This is a genomic window from Pseudoruminococcus sp. (genome assembly GCF_047012705.1).
Classification (GTDB): Bacteria; Bacillota; Clostridia; order Oscillospirales; family Acutalibacteraceae; genus Pseudoruminococcus.
In genome coordinates this window covers 229,248-251,606 of the sequence record NZ_JBKXNW010000001.1, presented here as the reverse complement: position 1 = coordinate 251,606, position 22,359 = coordinate 229,248, and the positions used below count along the sequence as shown (strand labels likewise).

Sequence of the window (22,359 nt, the reverse complement as noted above, 5' to 3'; positions counted from 1 at the left end):
AGAAAATTGTATTTTGAAAAGATTGTTGAAAAATTTAGTAGTTTAAATGAGGTAGAGGCGGTTGCTCTTGGTGGTTCAAGAGCGACAGGCGAAAACGATAAGAAATCTGATTACGATATTTATGTATATACAACTGATGAAATTCCTGCAAGCACTAAGAGGAAAATTTTGAGCGAATATTGCGATATTATGGAAATCTCAAATCACTATTGGGAGCTTGAGGATAACTGCGTTATGAAGGATGGCATAGAGATTGATATAATTTATCGCTCTATCGACAGAATGAGCAGTTTTATCGGAGAGATTGTTGAAAATCATATGGCTTTGAACGGTTATACAACTTGTTTCTGGCATAATGTGGTTACTTGTAAAGTGCTTTTTGACCGAAACGGAAGATTACAGGCTATGAAAGAACGCTTTACTGTTCCATATCCGCAGGAACTCAAAAAGAATATTATTGAAAGAAATATGAATCTTTTGAGCGGTTGTCTGCCTTCGTATGATAAACAAATAGCTAAAACTGTGGCAAGAAAGGATTTTGTTAGCGTAAATCACAGAGTAGCAGCATTCCTGGAAAGCTATTTTGATATAATTTTTGCTTTAAACGAAAAAACACACCCAGGCGAAAAGCGACTTGTAGAATTGGCAAAAAAGCAATGCAAAATTTTGCCAAACAATTTTGAAGAAAATCTTGATGAACTTTTTAAGGTTATGTATACAGAAAATATTAATGAGGTTATAAGAAGAATTTATTCTGAATTGAAACTTGTTGTTGATGAGAATTTATAACTAAGATGAGTTAGATGACAGAGGTTAGTTCATAATAATTTGAAAGGGTTTGAGAGGAATTTTTAATTGTTTCAGATTAGTGCTTTAGCTAATCGGTAGTTTAGTCATTTATATGGATAAATTTCTTATGTTCACTACGAGCGAGATTTATTGAGCGATTCTGCGTCTTGACAGTGGCGACACACCACCAGGAAACTCTCTGCGAGGGTTCCCTAAGAAAAACATTCCAAAGGAATGTTTTCTACCCTCCTGCGCTTAGAGAAGCATAAAGTATTTCGCTCTATGCGGAGAACGACCAAAGGCTCTGCTTTTGGAAACCGTGAACGACTTTCACTAACAAAGCTGGTGTAGAAAAGACTCACGCGAAACTTTTAGTTTTGATTAGTGCAAAAAATCCTTTGATAGGGCGTTTTCAACAGCTTATAACTTTCCATAAAAATTATACAGATAATGCTTTACATAATTACGAAAAAGTGATAGAATTAACTAAACGCAGTATGTCAGTGGCATAGCTATGTGCGACTGGTTTCGGAAAAATAGAATAATTTAGTTCCGCTGCCAACGCTTGTAAGATTTTAGTACAGCGTTGATTATTTCTTTATAAACTCAAAGGAGGAAATTCCAATGGCAAGAAAAATGAAAACAATGGACGGTAATAATGCTGCCGCTCATGTAGCGTACGCTTTCACAGATGTTGCCGCAATTTATCCGATTACTCCATCATCAGTTATGGCTGATGAGACAGACAAGTTTTCCGCTGCAGGTCGTAAGAACCTTTTCGGAAGAGAAGTTCAGGTTACAGAAATGCAGTCTGAGGGTGGCGCAGCCGGCGCTGTTCACGGCTCACTCGCAGCAGGTGCTTTGACAACCACCTTTACTGCTTCTCAGGGTCTCTTGCTGATGATTCCTAATATGTATAAAATGGCCGGAGAGCTTATGCCGAGCGTTATTCATGTTTCTGCTCGTGCTCTTACAAGCCATGCTCTCTCAATCTTCGGCGACCATTCAGATATTTATGCTTGCCGTCAGACAGGCTATGCTATGCTATGTTCAAATAACCCACAGGAAGTTATGGACCTTTCTGCTGTTTCCCATCTTTCAGCAATTAAGGGCAGAGTTCCTTTCCTTAACTTCTTTGACGGTTTCCGAACATCTCATGAAATTCAGAAAATTGAAGTCTGGGATTATGAGGACCTTGGCGATATGCTCGATTGGGACGCTGTTGAGGCTTTCCGCCGCCGTGCATTGAACCCTGAACACCCTGTAATTCGTGGTACAGCTCAGAACGACGATATTTTCTTCCAGGCTCGTGAAGCTTGTAATGTATATTATGATAAGATTTCTGAGGTTGTTGTTGACTATATGAATCAGGTCAACGCAAAAATCGGTACAGACTATAAGCCATTCAACTATTATGGTGCTCCTGATGCAGAGAGAGTTATCATTGCTATGGGTTCTGTCTGTGACGCAACAGAAGAAGTTGTTGATTATCTTAACGCAGCGGGTGATAAGGTTGGTCTTATCAAGGTAAGACTTTACAGGCCTTTCGTTGCTAAGTATCTTCTTGATGTTATTCCTGATACTGTTAAGTCTATTTCTGTTCTTGACAGAACAAAAGAGCCAGGTTCTATCGGTGAACCGCTTTATCTTGATGTTCTTGCAGCACTTCAGGGTTCTAAGTTCGGTATGGTTCCTGTTTATACAGGTCGTTACGGCTTAGGTTCTAAGGATACAACTCCTGGCGATATTGTTGCTGTTTATAGAAATATGGAAACAGACGAGCCAAAGAGACGCTTTACAATCGGCATTGTTGATGATGTTACACATCTCTCTCTTGATGTTAAGGAAAATCCTGACACAACTCCTGCCGGTACAAGCTCTTGTAAGTTCTGGGGTCTTGGTGCTGACGGTACAGTTGGTGCTAACAAGAACTCCATTAAGATTATCGGTGACCACACAGATATGTATGCACAGGGCTACTTCGCATACGACTCTAAGAAGTCTGGCGGTCTTACAGTTTCTCACCTTCGTTTCGGACATCAGCCAATTAAGTCAACTTACTATATCAGTAAGGCAGACTTCGTAGCTTGCCATAACCCGTCTTATGTTGACAAGTATGAAATGGTTGAGGACCTTAAAGAGGGCGGAAGCTTCCTCCTCAACTGCCCATGGAGTGATGAAGAGCTTGAAGAAAGACTCCCCGGCAAAATGAAGAGAATTATTGCTGAAAAGAATATTAACTTCTATACTATTGATGGTATCGATATTGGTAAGGAAATTGGTCTTGGCGGAAGAATTAATACAGTTCTTCAGGCTGCATTCTTTAAAATTGCCGGTATCATTCCTGAGGAAGATGCAAAGCAGTATATGAAGGACGCTGCTACAAAGTCATATAGCAAGAAGGGCGAAAAGATTGTTGCTATGAACCACGCTGCTATTGACAAGGGTATGGAAAGCTTCCACAAGGTTAATGTTCCTGAATCTTGGAAAACTGCTGAAGATAACAGAGTTGATACTCCTGCAACAGGCGACAGAGCTGATGTTGTTGAATATGTAAACTCTATCCTCAAGCCAGTAAACGCATATCAGGGCAACAAGCTTCCTGTTTCTGTATTCTCAAGCCATGTTGACGGTACAGCTCCACAGGGTTCAGCTGCTTATGAGAAGAGAGGCATTGCTGTTGATGTTCCTGAATGGAATCCTGCAAATTGTATTCAGTGTAACTTCTGCTCACTCGTTTGCCCACACGCTGTAATTCGTCCTGTAATTATGAGCAACGAAGAGCTTGCAGCTGCTCCTGCAAATACAAAGTCTAAGCCTGCAACAGGTCTTGCCGGTTTTAACTTCTCTATGACAATTTCTACCCTCGACTGCACAGGCTGTGGCTCTTGCGCACAGGTTTGCCCAGGTATGAAGGGTAATAAGGCTCTCACAATGCAGTCTATCGACTCACAGCGTCCACAACAGGAAGTATTCGATTACGGCAGAACTATTGAGCCAAAGCCAGAGGTTGCTGCTAAGTTTAAGGAAACTACTGTTAAGGGCAGCCAGTTCAAGCAGCCACTCCTTGAGTTCTCCGGTGCTTGTGCAGGTTGTGGTGAAACACCTTATGCAAAGCTTGCTACACAGCTCTTTGGTGACAGAATGTTCATCGCTAACGCAACAGGCTGTTCTTCAATCTGGGGTGGTTCTGCACCTGCAACTCCATACACAGTAAACCACAAGGGCTTTGGTCCTGCTTGGCATAACTCACTCTTTGAGGATAACGCTGAGTTCGGTTTTGGTATGACACTTGCACAGAATGCTATTCACGACAGACTCAAAGAGAATGTTGAAAAGATTGCTGAACTTTCTGCTGATGAGGAAGTTAAGGCAGCTGTTGCTAAGTATGTTGATACTCTTACAGATTCAAAGGCAAGCAGAGAGGCTACCGACGCTCTTATCGAAAAGCTTGAAGTAGTTGCCGGCGGCAACGGTGAGGCTGCTGAACTTGCTAAGAAGACACTTATTGATAAGGATTCCCTCGCTAAGAAGTCTATGTGGATATTCGGTGGCGACGGTTGGGCATACGACATCGGTTTCGGTGGTCTTGACCATGTTATCGCAAGTGGTAAGAACGTAAATATCCTCGTATTCGATACAGAGGTTTATTCAAATACCGGTGGTCAGGCTTCTAAGGCTACACCTGTTGGTTCTGTTGCACAGTTTGCCGCAACAGGTAAGTCAACAAAGAAAAAGGACCTCGCAGCTATCGCAATGAGCTATGGCTATGTATATGTTGCACAGGTAGCTATGGGTGCTGACTATAATCAGTGCGTAAAGGCATTCGCAGAGGCTGAAAGCTATAACGGACCTTCAATCATTATTGCTTATGCTCCTTGTATCAACCACGGTATTAAGGGCGGTATGGGCATTTCTCAAATCGAGGAAAAGAAGGCCGTTGCGGCTGGCTACTGGAATATCTTCCGCTTTGACCCAAGACTTGCAGATGAGGGCAAGAATCCATTTATGCTCGATGGTAAGGCTCCAACTGAAAGCTATCGTGACTTTATCATGGGTGAGGTTCGTTATAACTCTCTTACTCGTTCATTCCCAGAGCGTGCCGAAGAGCTCTTTGAAAAGGCTGAAAAGGTTGCCGCTGAGAAGTATGAGCATCTCGAAAAGCTTGCCGGTAAATAAGTTTTAGAGCAAAATTTATACGCATATAATCTGAATATATAAGATGGGACTGTTATAGCAATTTGGCTATGACAGTCCTTGTTTATATATTGCATTACGAAAAATTAAAAGGAGTATAGAAAGTATGAATCTTGAAAAATCTTTTTTGACAGGTTGAAACGAATTTATTCGGTTGAAGAATTTTGTGGTTATACTGATGAAGATATTGATTATATAAAGAGTTTGTTTGGAGATATCCCGAAAGTTTTGGAAGAATATTATAGAACAGCCGGAAGAACTGAAGCTTTTAACTATGTACAAGATAATTGGTTTTTACCGGAACACTTCAAAAAGTGGAAATGGACACAAGAATCAGACTATATGATTCTATTAAATGAAAATCAAGGTGTTTGTCGTGCCGGAATTAAGCGTGAGGACTTGACTTTGGATAATCCTCCGGTATATGTAACAAATGATGATAAAAATTGGGTTTTGTGTGCGGATACAGTAAGTGAGTTTTTATCTGCGGCTCTTGCATATGAAGCGGTATTTGCATTTGAATTTTGTACGGAAGGATTTTATGAATTAACGAGAGCTGAATTTTCTTTGATTGAGTCTCGGCTTAAAAAATATCCCTTTGAGCTAAAAAACTGGATTGATATAAATATTAAGTTATATTATAATGATAGCGACAATTTGCTTGCTATTTTGGACGGAAATGATGACGATTGTTTTCAGATGATTTATGGTGCTTCAAGCCAACGAGGATACGAGAAACTTCTGAATTCAATCGGTGAAGTTGGCGATACAATGTGAGTAGTTATAATTAGTTTTTTCATATTGATTTTTATGCGGATTACAGATATAATCGTACTATGGTTTCTTGAGTTTATAATCAATATGAGCTCGACGATGGCTGTTAGTTCATAAAGATTTTGAAAAGGCTTGAGAGGAATTTTTAATCGAAAAACTTAAACGCGAATGATAAGTGCTAATTTAGAAGAAGAGTGGAACGCGTCTTGATAGCGGAGGCACTCCGCCTTGAGCGAAACTTTTAATTTTTATTAAAATAAAGAATTATGGTGTTAGGTTTATGATATTGAGGAGTGTGAGAGATTATGAAAAATCAGTTTTTAGAAGCGGGAAGAATTGTCGGTACACACGGACTTAAAGGTGAAGTAAGAGTTGACCCTTGGTGTGATAGTGCTGAATTTTTGGCGAAATTTAAGAGACTTTATTATAAAGATGGTACAGAATTGAAGGTGATTTCGTCAAGACCGCATAAGAATATTACGATTGTTCATCTTGAGGGTGTTAACGACGTTAATGAGGCTGATGAATTGCGTGGCAGAGTGCTTTATATAAATCGTGATGATGTTAAGCTTCCTAAGGGCGTTTATTTTGTTCAGGATATAATTGGTATGAAAACTTTTGATTGCGATACGGGCGAGGAATATGGCGAGGTTACCGATGTTATGAAAACAGGTGCTAACGATGTATATCAGGTGACTAAGGACGGAAAGGATTATCTGATTCCGGCTATTCCTGATGTTATTGTTGAAAGAAATATTGAGGACGGCATACTTATAATTCGTCCGATGAAGGGAATTTTTGACGATGAGGATTGATATTATAACACTTTTCCCCGAAATGTGCGAAACTGTTATGGGGGAAAGTATTATTGGCAGAGCAAGGAAAAAAGGTGCGATTGATGTTGAATGTCATCAACTAAGAGATTATGCCTTTGATAAGCATAAGCGTGTAGATGATACAACTTATGGTGGCGGTATGGGTATGCTGCTTATGGCAGAACCGATAGCACTTTGCTTTGAAGACATTTGCAAAAAGACCAATAGTCGTCCTCATTTGATTTATATGTCACCTCAGGGCGAAACGCTGACACAGAAAAAGCTCGTTGAGCTTTCACAGTATGAGAATATATGTATACTCTGCGGACATTATGAGGGCGTCGATGAGAGAGTTCTTGATGAATATGTTGATGAACAGATTTCTATTGGCGACTATGTTCTGACTGGAGGTGAGCTTCCTGCGCTGGTTTTGGCAGATTCGCTTTCGAGATTAGCTCCCGGTGTACTTTCTGATGATGAATGTTTTGAGGAGGAAAGCCATTATAATGGGCTTTTGGAGTATCCACAATATACAAAGCCTGCTGTTTGGAGAGATAGAGCTGTTCCGGATGTACTTTTGAGTGGTCATCACGCTAATGTTGAAAAATGGCGTAGAGAACAAATGATAATTCGTACAGCGGATAAGCGTCCTGATATGATTGAAAAAGCAGATTTGACGGATAAAGAGAAAAAATTTCTTGAGGAATATCTCAAAAGCAAAAATGAAGTCATGAAAGATAATGAAAAGCTATCAAATTGATGAGTTACACTTTTGTGTCAAAAATCAAATATAAGCTTGCTTTTTTAGCAAAGTAAAATACTAAAATAGAATAAATTATAATTCTTAATAAGAATTAAATTTACGGCGAATTCTTTAAAAATGAATATAATTGCATTTTAATAGTTTTTGATTAGTTTTTTTATTAAATTACTATTGGCAAAATAAATGAATTTTAACACGCGTGTTAATTGATAGATGTGGAAAATATATGAAAATCTACATTTGCTTATGTGTAATGGAATTTTTGGACAACAATAAGGGCATATTATTATCAGAAATTTGTATTTACTTTCAAAAATTCAATAAAATGTTAATTTTTAATGTCAAAATACAGCAAATTTTTCAACAAATTATGGCACTTTGCACAATAAAGCACAGTTTATTTTTGAATGTTATCGTATATTAGTACAAATTTCTCAAAAATGGTTGACGATATTCCAAATTGTGCTATAATACGGATATGGATAATTGTAATTATAAGAGAAATATAATTACGATGAGGGGATATACTGAAAACCTTAAAAGGAGAGATTATAATGTACGTTAAAGATGTTATGGTGCAAAACCAAGTTGGACTTCATGCAAGACCTGCTACTTTTTTTATTCAAAGAGCTAATGAATTTAAATCATCTATTTGGGTAGAAAAAGAAGAAAGACGCGTAAATGCTAAGAGCCTTCTTGGTGTTCTTTCACTTGGTATCGTTGGTGGCACAACTATCAGAGTTATGGCTGATGGTTCTGACGAAGAAGCCGCTGTTGAAAGTCTTGTTAAGCTCGTACAGTCAGGTTTCTCTGAATAATTTTAAATAAATTATTGATTTTTAAAGCATCGCTTTTAGGCGGTGCTTTTTTGTTTCGAGGTGTAATTTGGACTATTTTATTTTAGTGCGGTTTGTGGTATGATTTAAATAAGTGAATTTGATGAAAGCTATTAATGGAGAGAAATATTTGCTGATAGGGAAATTTTTAATTTCTTTAAAGGAAGGGCAAAGTCTGTTTAGTTATGGTAGCTTAAATATGAGCAAATTTAGAATTTATGTCTTGACAGCGGAGGCACTCCGCTTGAAAGTTGGTGAGATAGTATGAATCCAAAATTAAGACAGCTTCGTGAAAAGGCTATGAATCTGCCGCTTTCACCAGGCGTATATATAATGAAAAATAAATCTGGAGAAATAATATATATCGGTAAGGCTAAGGCTCTTAAAAATCGTGTTAGTCAATATTTCGGCTCGGACAGGAATCATCAGGAAAAGGTTCGTAGAATGGTTTCTAATGTTGACGATTTTGACTATATTTTGACTTCGAGCGAATTTGAGGCTCTTGTGCTTGAATGTAGTCTTATAAAACAACATCAACCGAAATATAATATTCTTTTAAAGGACGATAAGGGATATAGTTATATCAGAATAAGCAATGAGGATTGGTGCAAAATCTCCCATGTTATGCAGAAAAATGATGATGGTGCGACTTATATAGGGCCTTATACAAGTTCGTGGTTTGTTAAAAATGCTGTTGATGAGGCAAGAAAGATTTTTAAGCTTCCAAGCTGTAATAAATGTTTTCCGAGAGATTTTCGCAAGAGCAGACCTTGTTTGAATTATTATATTAAGCAGTGTTGCGCACCTTGCAGGGGAAATATTTCTCTCAGCGATTATCGTGAGCGGGTTGATAGTGCAATAGACTTTTTGAAAAATGGAAATGCCGGCTCTATTTCTGAACTTGAAAAGCGTATGGAAATTGCTTCTGAAAATCTTGAATTTGAACTTGCCGCAAAGCTTAGGGATAGAATTGCAGCTATTAAGCGTATGGCAGACAAACAGACTGTTATGGCTACAAGGCTCGCTGAACAGGATATAATTGCGCTTATGCAAGAAGGTAATGACGCTTGTTTTTCTGTTCTGAGGTTTGACGAAAACAGGCTCTTTGATAAAGAAGATTTTCTGCTTAGCGATATTGGTTCTCCGGAAACTGCTCGCTCAGAATTTATAAACAGATATTATTCTATGCGTGATAAGATACCGCCTATGATAATGATTGATGGTGAGGTTGAATCTGTTGAGCTTGTAGAAATGTGGCTAAGTGATTTGGCAGGTCGCAAAGTGCATATTCATATCCCGCAAAAGGGAGAACAGATGCGTCTTATTGAGCTTGCAAAGAAAAATGCTGCTGAAAGGCTTGCTCAAAGTCGAGGTCACAAGGGTAGCGATACTTCAGCACTCGGAGAACTTGCTGAACTTTTGGGCTTGAAAAAAGTTCCTGAATTTATTGAATCTTATGATATATCTAATCTTTCGGGCAGTTTTAATGTTGCCGGAATGATTGTTTTCAGAAATGGCAGACCATATAAAAGTTCTTACAGACGCTTTCAGATAAAAAGCTTTGTTGGTCAGGACGATTACGCATCTATGGCGGAGGTTCTTGAGCGAAGATTTAAGGAATATGAACTTCATAAGGGCGAGGAGGGTTTTGGCACGCTTCCGGACTTGATATTGCTTGATGGCGGTAAAGGTCAGGTCAGTGCGGTTCGTCCGGTTCTTGAAAGGCTTGGATATGGTAATATTCCGCTTTTTGGTATGGTTAAGGACGATAAACACCGTACAAGAGCCATTACAGGTGACGGCGGAGAAATATCGATAAGCTCAAAAAGAAGTGCGTTTACACTTGTTTCGACTATTCAAGATGAGGTGCATCGCTTTGCGATTGGCTATATGAGAACTACAAGCAAAAAGAAATCATTTACTTCCTCGCTTACCTCAATAGATGGTATTGGAGAAACTCGTGCTAAGGCTCTTTTGAAATTTTTTAAGACTATTCAGCGTATCAGTGATGCTGATGTAGATGAACTGATGAATGTTCCAACGATGACAAGGCCTGCTGCTGAGGCGGTTTATAAGCATTTTCATAAAAGAGATAATTAAAAACAGGTACTTGCTTTAAGGCAAGTACCTGTTTTAGCTTTTTTAGACTTATAATTGTTTCATAAGGTTGACCATTTCGATTGCGGAAGTTGCGGCATCGTAGCCCTTATTGCCGGCTTTTGTGCCAGCTCTTTCAATAGCCTGTTCGATTGTATCTGTTGTGAGAATACCGAAAAGAACAGGAATTTTGCTGTTAAGTCCGACAGTAGCAATACCCTTAGAAACTTCATTGCAAACATAATCATAGTGAGATGTTGAACCTCTTATAACTGCACCTACGCAAATAACTGCATCATATTTGCCTGAATCAGACATTTTTTGTGCGGCAAGCGGAATCTCAAACGCACCTGGAACCCATGCTGCTGTAATATCATCATCGTTGACACCATGTCGAATAAGAGCGTCCCTTGCTCCGCCGAGAAGCTTAGAAACGATGAACTCGTTAAATCTTGACGCTACTATACCAATCTTAATGCCCTCTGCTACTACATTTCCTTCAATAATTTTCATTATTTATTCCTCCTCTAAATTTTCCTTGAAAATATGTCCCATTTTTTCTTTTTTAGTTCTGAGATAGAAAATATCGTCCTTTTGTGGAGCAATTTCTATCGGAACTCTTTCGACTATCTCTACGCCAAAGCCGTCAAGACCGTAAACCTTTTCCGGGTTATTGGTGAGAAGTCTAAGCTCCTTAGCACCTAAATCAGCAAGAATCTGGGCGCCTATCCAATATTCTCTGAGGTCTGGTGCAAAGCCAAGCTTGATATTTGCTTCAACAGTATCAAAGCCATTTTCTTGAAGTTCATACGCTTTGAGTTTGTTAATCAAGCCTATGCCACGACCTTCTTGTCGCATATAGAGTATAACGCCTCTGCCTTCGTTGTTGATTACTTCCATAGCTTTTGCGAGCTGTTTTCCGCAATCACATCTGCGTGAACCGAAAACATCGCCTGTTAAACACTCGGAATGTACTCGGCAAAGAAGGTTTTTTCCATCGCCGATTTCGCCCTTGACAAGTGCGACATGGTGCTCGCCTGTAATATCGTTTACATAGCCATAAATTTTAAATTCGCCGTATTCTGTCGGTAACTTTGCGACAGCCTCACGAATGACATGCTTTTCGTGACGGCGGCAGTAATCTTGCAGGTCGTGGATAGTGATGAATTTTATATTGAGCTTTTCGGCAAGCTTTTTGAGATTAGTTGTTCTCATCATTGTGCCGTCATCTTCCATAACCTCACAGCAAAGACCTACTTGCTTTAAACCGGCAAGGCGCATAAGGTCAACGGTGGCTTCGGTGTGTCCGTTTCTGACGAGTACACCGCCATCTCTTGCTATAAGCGGAAACATATGTCCAGGACGGCGGAAATCTTCAGGCTTTGAACCGTCTTCAACGCACTTCATAGCTGTATATGAACGCTCTACGGCAGAAATACCAGTTGTTGTGTCTATGTGGTCGATAGAAACGGTGAAAGCGGTACAATGGTTATCGGTGTTTTCACTGACCATCTGTGGAAGATTGAGCTTTTTGCCGTATTCTTTGCTCATAGGCATACAAATTAAGCCTTTGGCATATGTAGCCATAGTATTAACATTTGCTTGTGTGGCAAATTCTGCCGCACAGATTAAATCACCCTCGTTTTCTCTATCGGGGTCATCTGTGACAAGAATAATTTTGCCTGCTCGAAGGTCTTCAAGAGCTTCTTCGATAGTATTGAATTTATACATATATTAACCTCCTTGGTTAAGAATGGATTTATTTATTGACTTGTGGGTCGGCACCCACTAAAAACCGTTTTCGGCGAGAAATTCAAGTGTTATGCCCTTTTTCTCACTCTTGCCCATAAGCTTTTTGACATATTTTCCTATGACATCATTTTCTAAGTTTACAACTTCGCCAACTCTTTTTGAAAGCAAGGTTGTAACCTCACTTGTATGCGGAATCAATGAAACGGAAAAATTTTCGTTTGTAACTTCTGCAACAGTCAGACTTATGCCGTCAATGGCAATAGAACCTTTTTCGACAATAAGTTCAAGAATTTCGCTTTTTGCAGAAATTGTTACCCATACAGCATTTTGTTCACGCTTTATGGAAATGATTTTGCCTGTGCCATCAATGTGTCCTGAAACAATGTGTCCACCAAGTCTTGAACCTACTGCGGCGGCTCTTTCGAGATTGACCTTAGAGCCTGAGTGAAGTTCGCCGAGATTGGAACGCCTGAGTGTTTCGGGCATAACATCGGCGGTGAATGAATTGCCGTCAATGCTTGTCGCAGTAAGGCAGACACCGTTTACAGCTATGCTGTCGCCGACCTTTGTTCCTTCAAGAACAGTTGATGCGGAAATTTTAAGCTTGCCCGAACGAACCTCTCTTATAGTGCCAATTTCTTCGATAATTCCTGTAAACATTACTGCACCTCCAGAACATCATATTCGATAAGAATATCACTGCCCATTTCACGAACAGCGGTTCTTTTTAGCTTGAAGCAATCATCGGGTGTTTCTACTCCGACGCTCTCTACCGGTGTTTTTGCATTTTCTCCACCGAAAATTTTCGGTGCAATATAGGAATAAATGTGGTTGACTATTTTTGCTTGTAAGGCACTATATGCAAGTGTTCCGCCGCCCTCGATAAGCACGCTATCAATGGATTTTTCGCCAAGATATTGCATAAGCTTTTTCAAATCGACTTTTCCATTTTCATCGGGAAGTACGAGAGTTTTTACGCCCATTTTTTCAAGTTCGGATTGCTTTTCGGAATTTTCTATCGCAGAAACTACAAGTGTGCTTATTTCATTTGCGGTTTTGCAGATATTGCAATCAAGAGGTATTCTTAGCTTGCTGTCGCAAACTATTCTTATCGGGTTTCTGCCGTTTTCAATTCGGCAATTAAGCATAGGATTATCTGCAAGAACTGTACCTATACCAACCATAATGGCTCTATGTTTTTTACGCAGGCGGTGAACATCATTTCTCGAAAATTCATTTGTAATCCATTTTGATTTTCCGGAATATGTTGCGATTTTGCCATCGGCGGTCATTGCGTATTTAAGCGAAACATAGGGCAATTTTGTTGTTATATATCTAAAGAAAATCGGATTGAGTTTATCACATTCATCACGCATAAAGTCTTCAATAACTTCAATTCCAGCTTTACGCAAAATTTCCGCACCCTTGCCAGAAACAAGCGGATTGGGGTCACGAGAACCGATAACAACTCGACTGATTTTTGCCTCGATAATTGCTTCTGTGCAAGGAGGCGTTCTTCCGTAGTGACAGCAAGGTTCAAGCGTGACATAAATTGTAGAGCCTTGAGTTGATTCTTTACAGTTTTTAAGGGCGTTTCTTTCGGCGTGAAGTTCGCCACATCTCTCGTGCCAGCCTTCACCGATGATTTTGCCGTCCTTGACAATAACTGCTCCGACAAGAGGATTTGGCGAAACAAAGCCTTCACCTCTTTTAGCAAGCTCTATGGCTCGCTGCATATAAAATTCATCATTCATAATAATCCCACCAAACAGAAAAGCCCCGTATGAAATAAAATCATACGGGGCAATTTTTATGCAATGATATTAAGACAGCCTATGTGCTGTCAAAGATAAATCTTCTCGTATCCGGACTATACCGTCGGTTTCGGAATTTCACCGAATCGGAAGTGCAAGCACTTTTCGCAGACTATAACTGCCGGTGAGGAATTTCGCCTCGCCCCGAAGAATTATATTGTGGATAAAGTATAGCACAGTAGTTGAGAAAATGCAAGAGTAATAAAAAAGGCGAATAAAAAATTGTTTTTAACAGGTATTCGAAAGCATTAAAATTACATTACTACAAATCAACTATGATTATTTAATATTAAATATTTTGTTAATAAATAGTAAACAAATTATGAAATTTGACCTTTTGAGGTCAAATTTTTTTCATTTCGTCGGGTATAGTGAGAGGTACTTTTTTAAGACAGTAAATTTGACGGAGTGCTGATAGATAAAAAATATCTCTACATTCAATGAAAGGAATGATGTAAAAACGGGTATAAGAAACAGAATGCCTGAAAAGGAAAAGACATTTTGCGAATATTTTGCCTTGTGGGGTGACGCAGTCAGAGCCGCAGATTCTGCGGGGTATGAAAATCCAAAGAGAGATGGTCCGCATCTTCTTTGCAGAGCGGATATTCGCAAAAAAATTAACGCTATCTGCGAAACTATGATTAAAAGTAGTCAGGCAAGGGCGTGTCTTGGTTATGAAAGGCTTGCTTTAGGGAAGGTGACTGACGCAATAAAGCTTCTCTATTGCGAAAATCCGTCTGATGATGAGATTGAAAAGCTCGACCTCACAAATATTGCAGAGATTAAAAAGCCTAAGGACGGTGCGATGGAAATTAAGTTTTTTGACAGGCTTAAGGCACTTGAAAAAATGGGTGATTTCGATAAGGAGAGCAGTAAAAAGCAAAGCTCACTTTTCGATGCAATCAAGAATGGTGCAAAAGCTTTAGAAAAGGCTGATGACTATGGCGAAGATTGAAAGCTTTTCTAAAAAACAGCTTAAACTTCTGACATGGTGGTATCCGGAAAGCAGAGATAGCGCTTATGACGCTATTATTTGTGATGGTGCGGTCAGAAGTGGAAAAACGGTTTGTATGAGTCTTTCATTTGTGTTGTGGGCTTTTGCGAGATTTAACAGTGGTGATTTTGCAATCTGCGGAAAAACTATTCGCTCTGTTCGCAGAAATGTTTTAGTTCCGCTGATGTCGTTGCTAAAAAATCAAGGCTTTATCTGCGAGGAGAAAGTTTCGGCAAATTATGTTGACATCAGCTATCACGATAAGAAAAATCGTTTTTACCTTTTCGGAGGTCGTGATGAAGGCTCGGCCTCATTGATTCAAGGTATGACGCTTTCGGGCGTTATGTTTGATGAGGCGGCATTGTTGGTTCGTTCCTTTGTTGAACAGGCTCTTGCGAGATGTTCTGTTGAAGGCTCGAAATTTTGGTTCAACTGCAATCCTGAATTTCCTAAGCACTGGTTCTATACAGAATGGATTCTGAAACGCAAGGAAAAAAATGCTTTATATCTGCATTTTACTATGCAGGATAATCCGTCACTTTCTAAAGAGATGATTAGACGTTATGAGAGCCTTTATTCGGGAACTTTTTATGAACGCTTTGTCCTTGGAAAGTGGGTTGCCGCAGAAGGTCTTGTTTATCCTTTTATGAGCGATATTACAGCCTTTTGTGATGAACCTAAGGGTGAATTTGATGAATATGTCGTTTCGTGCGATTACGGTACAGTGAATCCTGCTTCATTCGGACTTTGGGGCAGACAGGGTACTGTATGGTACAGAATTGACGAATATTACTTCGATTCACGCAGAGAGGGTAATCAAAAAACGGACGAGGAGCATTATGAGGGTTTACTGAAATTAGTTGGTGATAGGAATGTTGAAAGAATTACGGTTGACCCATCAGCGGCAAGCTTTATAGAGCTTGTCAGAAGAAAGGGCAAATTTGCAGTATATCCTGCGGAAAACAATGTCCTTGACGGTATAAGACGAGTTTCGACAGCTTTAAAACAGGGCGAAATTAAAATTTGCAGAGCGTGTACTGATATAATCCGAGAATTTGGACTTTATCGTTGGGATAGCAACGGTCGTGATGCTCCGATAAAAGAAAATGACCACGCTATGGACGATATGAGGTATTTTGTGACAACGCTCTTGAATAAGAGCGGAGGCGGTTTCTTTGCCGTTTCTGCAGAAAGGTAGGTGATGAGGTATGAAACTTTTTAAACGAAAAGAAAATTTTTCACCCGTTCAGACGGCAAGCGGAATAAGAAATGTACACCCATTCAGCGATTTAAGTGGTTATTCTCCGTTTACAAGCTGTGAATTTAAGCTTTACGATTCGCTGAAAGAGGCTATTCCAATAATTGACGCTGCAATAAAAAAGACAGTTCGTCTTGTTGGTGGTTTCAAGGCTGTATGTGATGACGAAAACGCTCAGATTAAACTTGCAGAATTTTTGAGAAGCGTTAATGTCAACGGTACAGGTGTGGGAATTGATGTTTTTGTTTCGTGCTTTCTGGAACAGCTTTTAACCTATGGTACGGCTGTCGGCGAGGTTGTGCTTTCCGAAAATTGTGAGGTAAGTGCTTTATACAATGCGAGCCTTGATGACATTGTGTTGAAAAGAGGAAATAATCCGCTTGATGTGAGGATTTATCGAAAGGAAATTGAGGGGAATGTTCCTGTTGATATGGACGAGCTTATTTCTATCTGTACGCTTTCGCCAAAGCCAGGAAATGTATATGGAACTTCTCTTTTGAAAGGTTTGCCGTTTATAAGCGGAATTTTGCTGACAATCTTTAATACAGTCGGTACAAACTGGGAGAGAGTCGGAAATGTGAGATTTGCGGTTTCGTATAAACCGACTGACAGCAATGACAGAGCCTTTGCAAAGGAAAGAACCGAACAGATTGCTAAGGCTTGGAGCGAAACTATGCGTGACAGCAGAGCCTCGGATTTCGTTTCGGTAGGAGATGTCAGCATAAAGGTTATTGGTGCAGATAATCAGATTCTCGACAGCGAAATTCCTGTAAGGCAGCTTTTGGAGCAGATAGTTTCAAAGCTTTCAATTCCGCCGTTCTTACTCGGACTTCAATGGAGTTCTACGGAAAGAATGGCATCTCAGCAGGCGGATATTCTTACAAGTGAGCTTGAATATTACAGGCGTTTGATTGAACCGACTATCAGAAAAATCTGTGCGATTTATCTTAGAACGATTGGTTTTGACTGCGATTTTACGATTGAATGGGATAACATCAATCTTCAGGACGAAACTGAGCTTGCACAGGCTAGACTTAACAACGCTAATGCGGAGGCTGTTGAAATTCAAAATATAAAATTGAGAAACGAGGTGGAAATGAGTGGACAGCAAGGAGCTTGATTTAATCAATCAATATACAAAAAGAAGGTTTTCGGCTGATGAAGTTTATACATTTTCTGTTGTGCTTTGTGACAACGAGATTGACAGGGATTTTGAATGCTTTGACAGCACATCTCTTAATAAATTAGCAGAAATGTATATCGGCAAGAGCGGTATTCTTGACCATAATCCTACTGCTGAAAATCAGACCGCAAGGATTTATGATTGCAGGGTTGAAACTGTTGACGGAAAAATGACAAGCTATGGCGAGCAATATAAAAGGCTTATTGCCAAAGCGTATATGCCGATAAGCGACAAGAATAAGGATATTATTCTTGAGCTTGACAGCGGTATCAAAAAGGAAGTAAGCGTTGGGTGTTCTATGGGCAAGAGCGTTTGCTCAATATGCGGTTCGGACTTTAAGAGTTGTTCGCATATAAAGGGTAAAAGCTACGGCGGAAAGCTGTGCTATGCGGTTTTGAGCGAACCTAAGGACGCTTATGAATGGTCGTTTGTGGCTGTTCCTGCTCAGAGGTCGGCCGGTGTTATAAAGGCATTTAATGAATTTATGAGAGGAGAGAACGAAATGGAGGACATTTTTAAAAAGCTTGGTTCAAGTGGTGATGTTGTTCTAAGTAAAAGCGAGGTTGCGGAGCTTGTAAAAGAACTTGATATACTCAAGGCAAAGGCTCGTGACGGCGAAGCTTATCGAAGCGAACTTCAGGCAGATGTGACAAGGCTTTATGCGATTGTTGAGCCGGAATTGCCTATGGAGGCTGTTAAGAGCGTTACTGAAAAAATGACACTCACTGAGCTTAAAGCATTTAAGCAGGTATATGAAAAGAAATCGGCAAGACTTGGCAAGGGTGTTCCACAGCTTGGCAAGGTTAATGACGAAGTTACAAGCAAAAAGAATAATGCCTATAAAGGCATTTAAGGATAGAAACGCAATTTAAGTTGAATACACTAAACCTTACACATAGTGATTTGATTTAAAAGCTTATAAAAACAAAAAATTTATTTTGATTTTAGGAGGAAATTTTTTATGGCAAATTTTGAAACTATTAAAATTGAAAAGGGTATGTATGCTAACAAGGGCAAGAGCCTTACTGATATTCTTGAGGAACTTGACCCATCTGAAAATTATAAGGGAACTGCTCTTGAGGGCTTGGACGCTTTTCAGCGACAGTTGAAGCGTTTTGATATTAAGGTCAGCGGCAAGTCATCTGACAGAGTTGAAAAGTTTTTTGATAATTCCGATTCTGCGGCTTTATTCCCTGAATATGTTTCAAGAGCGGTTGCTGTCGGTATGGAACGCTCTAATGTGATTCCGGACATAGTAGCAGCAACTACAAGAATTGACGGTATGGATTATCGCTCTATTACTTCTGACCCTTCTGATGACAAGACTACTTTTGATATTGTTAAGGAAACTGCAACTATTCCTGAAACTGTTATTAAGACACAGGGCAGTCTTATTTCTCTTAACAAGCGTGGCAGAATTCTTTCTGCATCTTATGAGGCTTTGAGATTCCAGCGCCTTGATTTGTTTACTGTTATGCTTAGTCAGATTGGTATGCAGATTGCAAGAGAACAGCTCAAGGACGCTGTGAGCGTTATTCTTAACGGTGACGGCAATAAGAATCCGGCGACAGTTATTAATGCAACGGGTGATATCGGCTATACAGACCTTGTAAGCCTTTGGGCAGGACTTGCTCCTCACGAGCTTAATACTATTCTTGCTCCTACTGCTTTAATGCAAAAGCTCCTCGCACTTCCTGAAATGAGAGATGCTTCCGCAGGACTTACTTTCCACGGTACTGGCAGTATGATTACTCCACTTGGTGCAAAGCTTATTCATGTTCCATCTATGGCGGCTGATACTATTATCGGTCTTGATAAGAACTGTTCACTTGAGCTTGTTGAATCCGGCGGTGTTATTACCGACTATGACAAGCTTATCGACAGACAGCTTGAGAGAGCCGCAATAAGCACTACAACAGGCTTTGGAAAGATTTGTGCAAGTGCTTCTAAGGCAATGAAGCTTTCTTAATTTTATCTTTGAGGTGCGTGCTGTATGAATATTGATGAGGTTATTGCAATATTTTTGAAGCTGGCAGAACTTTCTGAATCTGAAAGTGGAAATTATCAAAACCTTTGCGAAAATGCGGTGCGTTCTTTAAGGGCAAGACTTAAATCTGATATAAATGAGGAGGAATGCGGTGACAGCCTTAACAGGGCTGCCGCTGCTCTTGCCTTTATAAGATATGTACAGCGAAATGTTGCAAATGGTGAAGGTGGCGGATTTAAAGTCGGTGAAATCAGCGTTAATTCTACGAATGAAAATAGTATGAAATATGCTGACGCGGTATGGAAAGACGCTTTACTTGAGGTTAAGGACTTTCTGCGTGATGATGAATTTATCTTTGGGAGGATTCTATGAAAAAAAGCAGGATAGAAAGAATTTTTCGCCGAATAGGTGCTGAAACCAAAATCAATGATAAGGTTGATTTTTCGGTTATTTATCCGCTTATTGATAAAAGTGATTTTTCGGATAAGATTCGTCAGGAAGTTGGTTGTATTGATGAGGAATGTTTTGTTATGTTATGCGGAACGGAACTTGTCGTTGATGCAAAGCGTGGAGATAAAGTTGATTGTCGTAATGAAAGCTATGTGATTTTAAGTAAGCATATGATATCTATTGGCGAAATAGGGCTATATGCACAATGCTATCTGAAAAAATTTGTGAAATAGATTTATTGGGGGTGAGAGGTATTTTTGTTGATTGCAAAAAGTATGAGAATGCTCTGAAAGAAGATACTGAGCTTTGGAATATCAAAATTTTGGGAGCTTTTTCGCAGAATGAAATACAAAATCCTGTAAGGGATAATTATGCGGTGATTGGTTTCTCAGAATGTGATGACGAGGGTGGGCTACTTTCTGAAAAGCTTTGCCGAGGTATAAAGCGAAAAATACATATCAAGGCATATAGTTGCGAAAATGGTGATAGTGGAGAGGCTATTGAAGTTCTTAGCAGGATATGCAAAAAGCTGAAAAATCTTTTTCCTGATGAAATAGGAGATATTAGATTTCTTGCTTGCGAATATACAACTAAGCCGTATGCTTATTGTGCGGAGGCTGAAATTGATATTTGCGGCTGTTATGGCGGAAAAGACGCTTTAGCCGAAGTCTTTAAGGAGGAAATCTAAATGGCGGTTTATTCAGCGTTTAAGGGCAGTAATGCTGTAATCAATTTTGGTGGGAAATTACTTTGTACAGCAAAAAGCTGTGAGATTATCACCGAAAGAAAGCTGCACGAGGTTTACGAGTGTTTTATGACTGAACCGACTGCAATTATCAAGGGCAGAGAGCAGTATAGGCTTATTCTTGAAAGCGTTGTTTTTGAAGATTTCGATGTTAATTTATTTAATTCTGATGGCGTTTCAATAGAAATATTTATCGGAAATAAGGCACTTACTTTTGATAGTTGTTACTTTAATATTCACAGCGAAAAGCTCGATAAAAACAATGTTATTGAGAAAGTTGAAATTCTTGCTAAGAAAAGAACGGAGAGTGCGATGGTGTAATGAAAGCTGATATAAATGAAATGCTTGAAAGTGAAATGAACAGGCTAAGAGAAGCGGTTGTACTTTCACAGGCTGTTTCGGATAATGTTGAAAGAGAAGCAAGACGCTATCCAAGGCAATTAGATGGAGGTCAAGATGAATAAGCTGGAAAAGATGTCATATAAGGGATATAGCTTTGCGACAAATCCAAGTGTTATCAAGATTAAGCATAGGGCAAGAATTACTAAAAATTCTGTGCCTTTTCAGGCGGAAAATACAGTTAGCTTTGGCAGAAAAGCGTGTGAAATCAGCGGGGAAGGTGAGCTTGTCGGCTATGATTGTGAAAAGCAGTTTGCGGAAATTCGCAAGTTATTTCTAAGCGGCGGTTCGGGTTTGCTTTTACTTCCGGGAATTGAACCTTTTTATGCGTTTTTTCAAAGTTTTGAACTTTTGGAGGAACCTTCGGATAGTTTGATTAAATACAGCTTTTCTTTTTGTGAGGATACTTCAGCGAAACATTTTGAGGTTCAGACACCTAAAAGCTACATAACAAAGGGTGGCGAAACTCTTTGGGATATTTCATACAATAACAATATTGCGGTTGAGGAACTTCTTGAAAAAAATCCGAATGTTATGCGTCCTGATTTGGCTTTTGATTCGGGAGAGGTGATAAGGCTTTGATGAAATATATTTTGAAAGACGCTTTGAAGAATGAATATATCTTTTTTAATCCGAAAAGCGTTACACTCATTCGTGAAAAGAATGTTCCTGCTGATAGCCTTGATGTGCTTTTTCTTTCGGGGATAAATGGAATAGAATATGCTGAAATTGCTGTTTTTGACGGCTCTAAGTGCGTATTTCGTGGAATTGTTGATGAGCAGATTGAGACTATTTCAGAGAGCGGAATTATACTTGAAATCAATGCAAGAAGTCTTGCGGCTCTGTTGCTTGATAATGAGGCTATGCCGCAAAGCTGTTGCTTGCCTAATATGCAGCTTTTTATGGAGAGAAATTTCTCACGCTTAGGATTTAAGGAGTATATCGGAAATGACAAGCCTAAAAGCGGAAGTATGAGCATTGCCAAAGGCGAGAGCGAATGGAGTGTTCTTGAAAAATATTGCAGAAAATTTCTTGGCACATATCCGAGAGTTAATGAGGACGGCGTGATTGATATTTCCGAAAACGAGGGTGAAACTACAGTGCTTACTAATGAGGGTGAACATAAAATTATTTCGTTGAGCCGGATTAAAAAGCGTTGTGAGCTTATTTCGGAATATCGTGTGAGAACCTTGCGTGGCAACGGTTATGAAATGATTATAAGTAATGAAAATGCCGAAAGGCTTGGCGTTGATTCGGTGCGTTATCTTAATGCTGTTGATAATGGCGGCGTTGGAATTGCATCTTGTTATGAGAATATCGAGGAATCTAATAAACTTTATGATACGCTGAATCTTACGGTTTCTGGCAGGGTGCTTGTTAATATCGGGGATTGGATTGTCCTGCCCGATTACAAGCTCGGAAATCTTAGAGTAAATAAGCTGAGATATGAGGCCGACGGCGACAATGAACTTACAATCTTGAATTTATCGTGTAATTGAATGGAGA

At 39.5% G+C, this 22,359-nt stretch carries 23 protein-coding genes and 1 riboswitch; of the genes, 19 read left to right on the top strand and 4 right to left on the bottom strand.

Annotation, left to right across the window (positions count from 1 at the left end; translation table 11 throughout):
* Nucleotides 1-6 precede the first annotated feature (6 nt).
* The 7 genes from ACLU24_RS01170 to uvrC all read left to right on the top strand — a co-directional run bounded on the left by ACLU24_RS01170 (nucleotide 7) and on the right by uvrC (nucleotide 10,274).
* Nucleotides 7-789, top strand: coding sequence for a nucleotidyltransferase domain-containing protein (locus ACLU24_RS01170; protein ID WP_412609674.1), 783 nt, complete (start codon nucleotides 7-9; stop codon nucleotides 787-789).
* 624 nt (nucleotides 790-1,413) lie between these two features.
* Complete coding sequence (nifJ, locus tag ACLU24_RS01165; protein ID WP_412609671.1) at nucleotides 1,414-4,968, top strand: pyruvate:ferredoxin (flavodoxin) oxidoreductase; 3,555 nt, start codon at nucleotides 1,414-1,416, stop codon at nucleotides 4,966-4,968.
* 246 nt (nucleotides 4,969-5,214) lie between these two features.
* Nucleotides 5,215-5,763, top strand: coding sequence for a hypothetical protein (locus ACLU24_RS01160; RefSeq protein WP_412609668.1), 549 nt, complete (start codon nucleotides 5,215-5,217; stop codon nucleotides 5,761-5,763).
* A gap of 302 nt (nucleotides 5,764-6,065) precedes the next feature.
* Nucleotides 6,066-6,575, top strand: coding sequence for a ribosome maturation factor RimM (gene rimM / locus ACLU24_RS01155; protein WP_412609665.1), 510 nt, complete (start codon nucleotides 6,066-6,068; stop codon nucleotides 6,573-6,575).
* Nucleotides 6,565-7,335, top strand: coding sequence for a tRNA (guanosine(37)-N1)-methyltransferase TrmD (trmD, locus tag ACLU24_RS01150; RefSeq protein ID WP_412609662.1), 771 nt, complete (start codon nucleotides 6,565-6,567; stop codon nucleotides 7,333-7,335). The genes rimM and trmD overlap by 11 nt, the downstream gene beginning before the upstream one ends.
* A gap of 557 nt (nucleotides 7,336-7,892) precedes the next feature.
* Nucleotides 7,893-8,156, top strand: coding sequence for an HPr family phosphocarrier protein (locus ACLU24_RS01145; protein ID WP_412609660.1), 264 nt, complete (start codon nucleotides 7,893-7,895; stop codon nucleotides 8,154-8,156).
* Between the two features lie 282 nt (nucleotides 8,157-8,438).
* Nucleotides 8,439-10,274: an excinuclease ABC subunit UvrC gene (gene uvrC / locus ACLU24_RS01140; protein WP_412609657.1), complete on the top strand. Its 1,836-nt coding sequence runs from the start codon at nucleotides 8,439-8,441 to the stop codon at nucleotides 10,272-10,274.
* Between the two features lie 48 nt (nucleotides 10,275-10,322).
* Here uvrC and ribH read toward each other — a convergent pair whose 3' ends face one another.
* Genes ribH through ribD form a run of 4 tightly spaced genes read right to left on the bottom strand, consistent with a single transcriptional unit; the run spans nucleotide 10,323 to nucleotide 13,777 of the window.
* The gene (gene ribH, locus ACLU24_RS01135; protein ID WP_412609656.1) at nucleotides 10,323-10,784 is read right to left on the bottom strand and encodes a 6,7-dimethyl-8-ribityllumazine synthase; all 462 of its coding nucleotides are present in this window, start codon (nucleotides 10,782-10,784) and stop codon (nucleotides 10,323-10,325) included.
* A 3-nt stretch (nucleotides 10,785-10,787) separates the two neighbouring features.
* Complete coding sequence (locus ACLU24_RS01130) at nucleotides 10,788-12,002, bottom strand: bifunctional 3,4-dihydroxy-2-butanone-4-phosphate synthase/GTP cyclohydrolase II (RefSeq protein WP_412609653.1); 1,215 nt, start codon at nucleotides 12,000-12,002, stop codon at nucleotides 10,788-10,790.
* 57 nt (nucleotides 12,003-12,059) lie between these two features.
* Nucleotides 12,060-12,683, bottom strand: coding sequence for a riboflavin synthase (locus ACLU24_RS01125; RefSeq protein ID WP_412609647.1), 624 nt, complete (start codon nucleotides 12,681-12,683; stop codon nucleotides 12,060-12,062).
* Nucleotides 12,683-13,777: a bifunctional diaminohydroxyphosphoribosylaminopyrimidine deaminase/5-amino-6-(5-phosphoribosylamino)uracil reductase RibD gene (gene ribD, locus ACLU24_RS01120; RefSeq protein WP_412609644.1), complete on the bottom strand. Its 1,095-nt coding sequence runs from the start codon at nucleotides 13,775-13,777 to the stop codon at nucleotides 12,683-12,685. Before ribD ends, ACLU24_RS01125 begins: the two co-directional genes overlap by 1 nt.
* A gap of 95 nt (nucleotides 13,778-13,872) precedes the next feature.
* Nucleotides 13,873-13,993, bottom strand: a riboswitch (FMN riboswitch).
* A 322-nt stretch (nucleotides 13,994-14,315) separates the two neighbouring features.
* On the opposite strand from ribD, the gene ACLU24_RS01115 reads away from it, so the two are divergent.
* From ACLU24_RS01115 to ACLU24_RS01060, 12 genes are all read left to right on the top strand, one after another.
* On the top strand, nucleotides 14,316-14,792 hold the full coding sequence (locus ACLU24_RS01115) for a terminase small subunit (RefSeq protein ID WP_412609641.1): 477 nt from the start codon (nucleotides 14,316-14,318) through the stop codon (nucleotides 14,790-14,792).
* Nucleotides 14,779-16,029 carry a PBSX family phage terminase large subunit gene (locus tag ACLU24_RS01110; protein ID WP_412609638.1) on the top strand — a complete coding sequence of 417 codons (1,251 nt, stop codon included), beginning with the start codon at nucleotides 14,779-14,781 and terminating at the stop codon, nucleotides 16,027-16,029. Before ACLU24_RS01115 ends, ACLU24_RS01110 begins: the two co-directional genes overlap by 14 nt.
* Nucleotides 16,030-16,039: 10 nt before the next feature.
* Nucleotides 16,040-17,209, top strand: a complete 1,170-nt coding sequence (locus ACLU24_RS01105) for a serine/threonine protein phosphatase (RefSeq protein WP_412609635.1) — start codon at nucleotides 16,040-16,042, stop codon at nucleotides 17,207-17,209.
* Nucleotides 17,190-18,125: a hypothetical protein gene (locus tag ACLU24_RS01100; RefSeq protein WP_412609633.1), complete on the top strand. Its 936-nt coding sequence runs from the start codon at nucleotides 17,190-17,192 to the stop codon at nucleotides 18,123-18,125. The genes ACLU24_RS01105 and ACLU24_RS01100 overlap by 20 nt, the downstream gene beginning before the upstream one ends.
* A gap of 108 nt (nucleotides 18,126-18,233) precedes the next feature.
* A complete protein-coding gene (locus tag ACLU24_RS01095; RefSeq protein ID WP_412609630.1) occupies nucleotides 18,234-19,241 on the top strand; it encodes a phage major capsid protein in 1,008 nt (335 codons plus the stop codon).
* A gap of 24 nt (nucleotides 19,242-19,265) precedes the next feature.
* The gene (locus tag ACLU24_RS01090) at nucleotides 19,266-19,631 is read left to right on the top strand and encodes a hypothetical protein (protein WP_412609627.1); all 366 of its coding nucleotides are present in this window, start codon (nucleotides 19,266-19,268) and stop codon (nucleotides 19,629-19,631) included.
* Nucleotides 19,628-19,942 carry a hypothetical protein gene (locus tag ACLU24_RS01085; protein WP_412609625.1) on the top strand — a complete coding sequence of 105 codons (315 nt, stop codon included), beginning with the start codon at nucleotides 19,628-19,630 and terminating at the stop codon, nucleotides 19,940-19,942. The genes ACLU24_RS01090 and ACLU24_RS01085 overlap by 4 nt, the downstream gene beginning before the upstream one ends.
* A complete protein-coding gene (locus tag ACLU24_RS01080) occupies nucleotides 19,915-20,397 on the top strand; it encodes a hypothetical protein (RefSeq protein ID WP_412609622.1) in 483 nt (160 codons plus the stop codon). Before ACLU24_RS01085 ends, ACLU24_RS01080 begins: the two co-directional genes overlap by 28 nt.
* The gene (locus ACLU24_RS01075; protein ID WP_412609620.1) at nucleotides 20,398-20,775 is read left to right on the top strand and encodes a hypothetical protein; all 378 of its coding nucleotides are present in this window, start codon (nucleotides 20,398-20,400) and stop codon (nucleotides 20,773-20,775) included.
* Nucleotides 20,775-20,918, top strand: a complete 144-nt coding sequence (locus ACLU24_RS01070) for a hypothetical protein (protein WP_022264446.1) — start codon at nucleotides 20,775-20,777, stop codon at nucleotides 20,916-20,918. Before ACLU24_RS01075 ends, ACLU24_RS01070 begins: the two co-directional genes overlap by 1 nt.
* Nucleotides 20,911-21,435 carry a LysM peptidoglycan-binding domain-containing protein gene (locus ACLU24_RS01065; RefSeq protein ID WP_412609618.1) on the top strand — a complete coding sequence of 175 codons (525 nt, stop codon included), beginning with the start codon at nucleotides 20,911-20,913 and terminating at the stop codon, nucleotides 21,433-21,435. The genes ACLU24_RS01070 and ACLU24_RS01065 overlap by 8 nt, the downstream gene beginning before the upstream one ends.
* A complete protein-coding gene (locus ACLU24_RS01060; RefSeq protein ID WP_412609615.1) occupies nucleotides 21,435-22,352 on the top strand; it encodes a hypothetical protein in 918 nt (305 codons plus the stop codon). The genes ACLU24_RS01065 and ACLU24_RS01060 overlap by 1 nt, the downstream gene beginning before the upstream one ends.
* Nucleotides 22,353-22,359 lie beyond the last annotated feature (7 nt).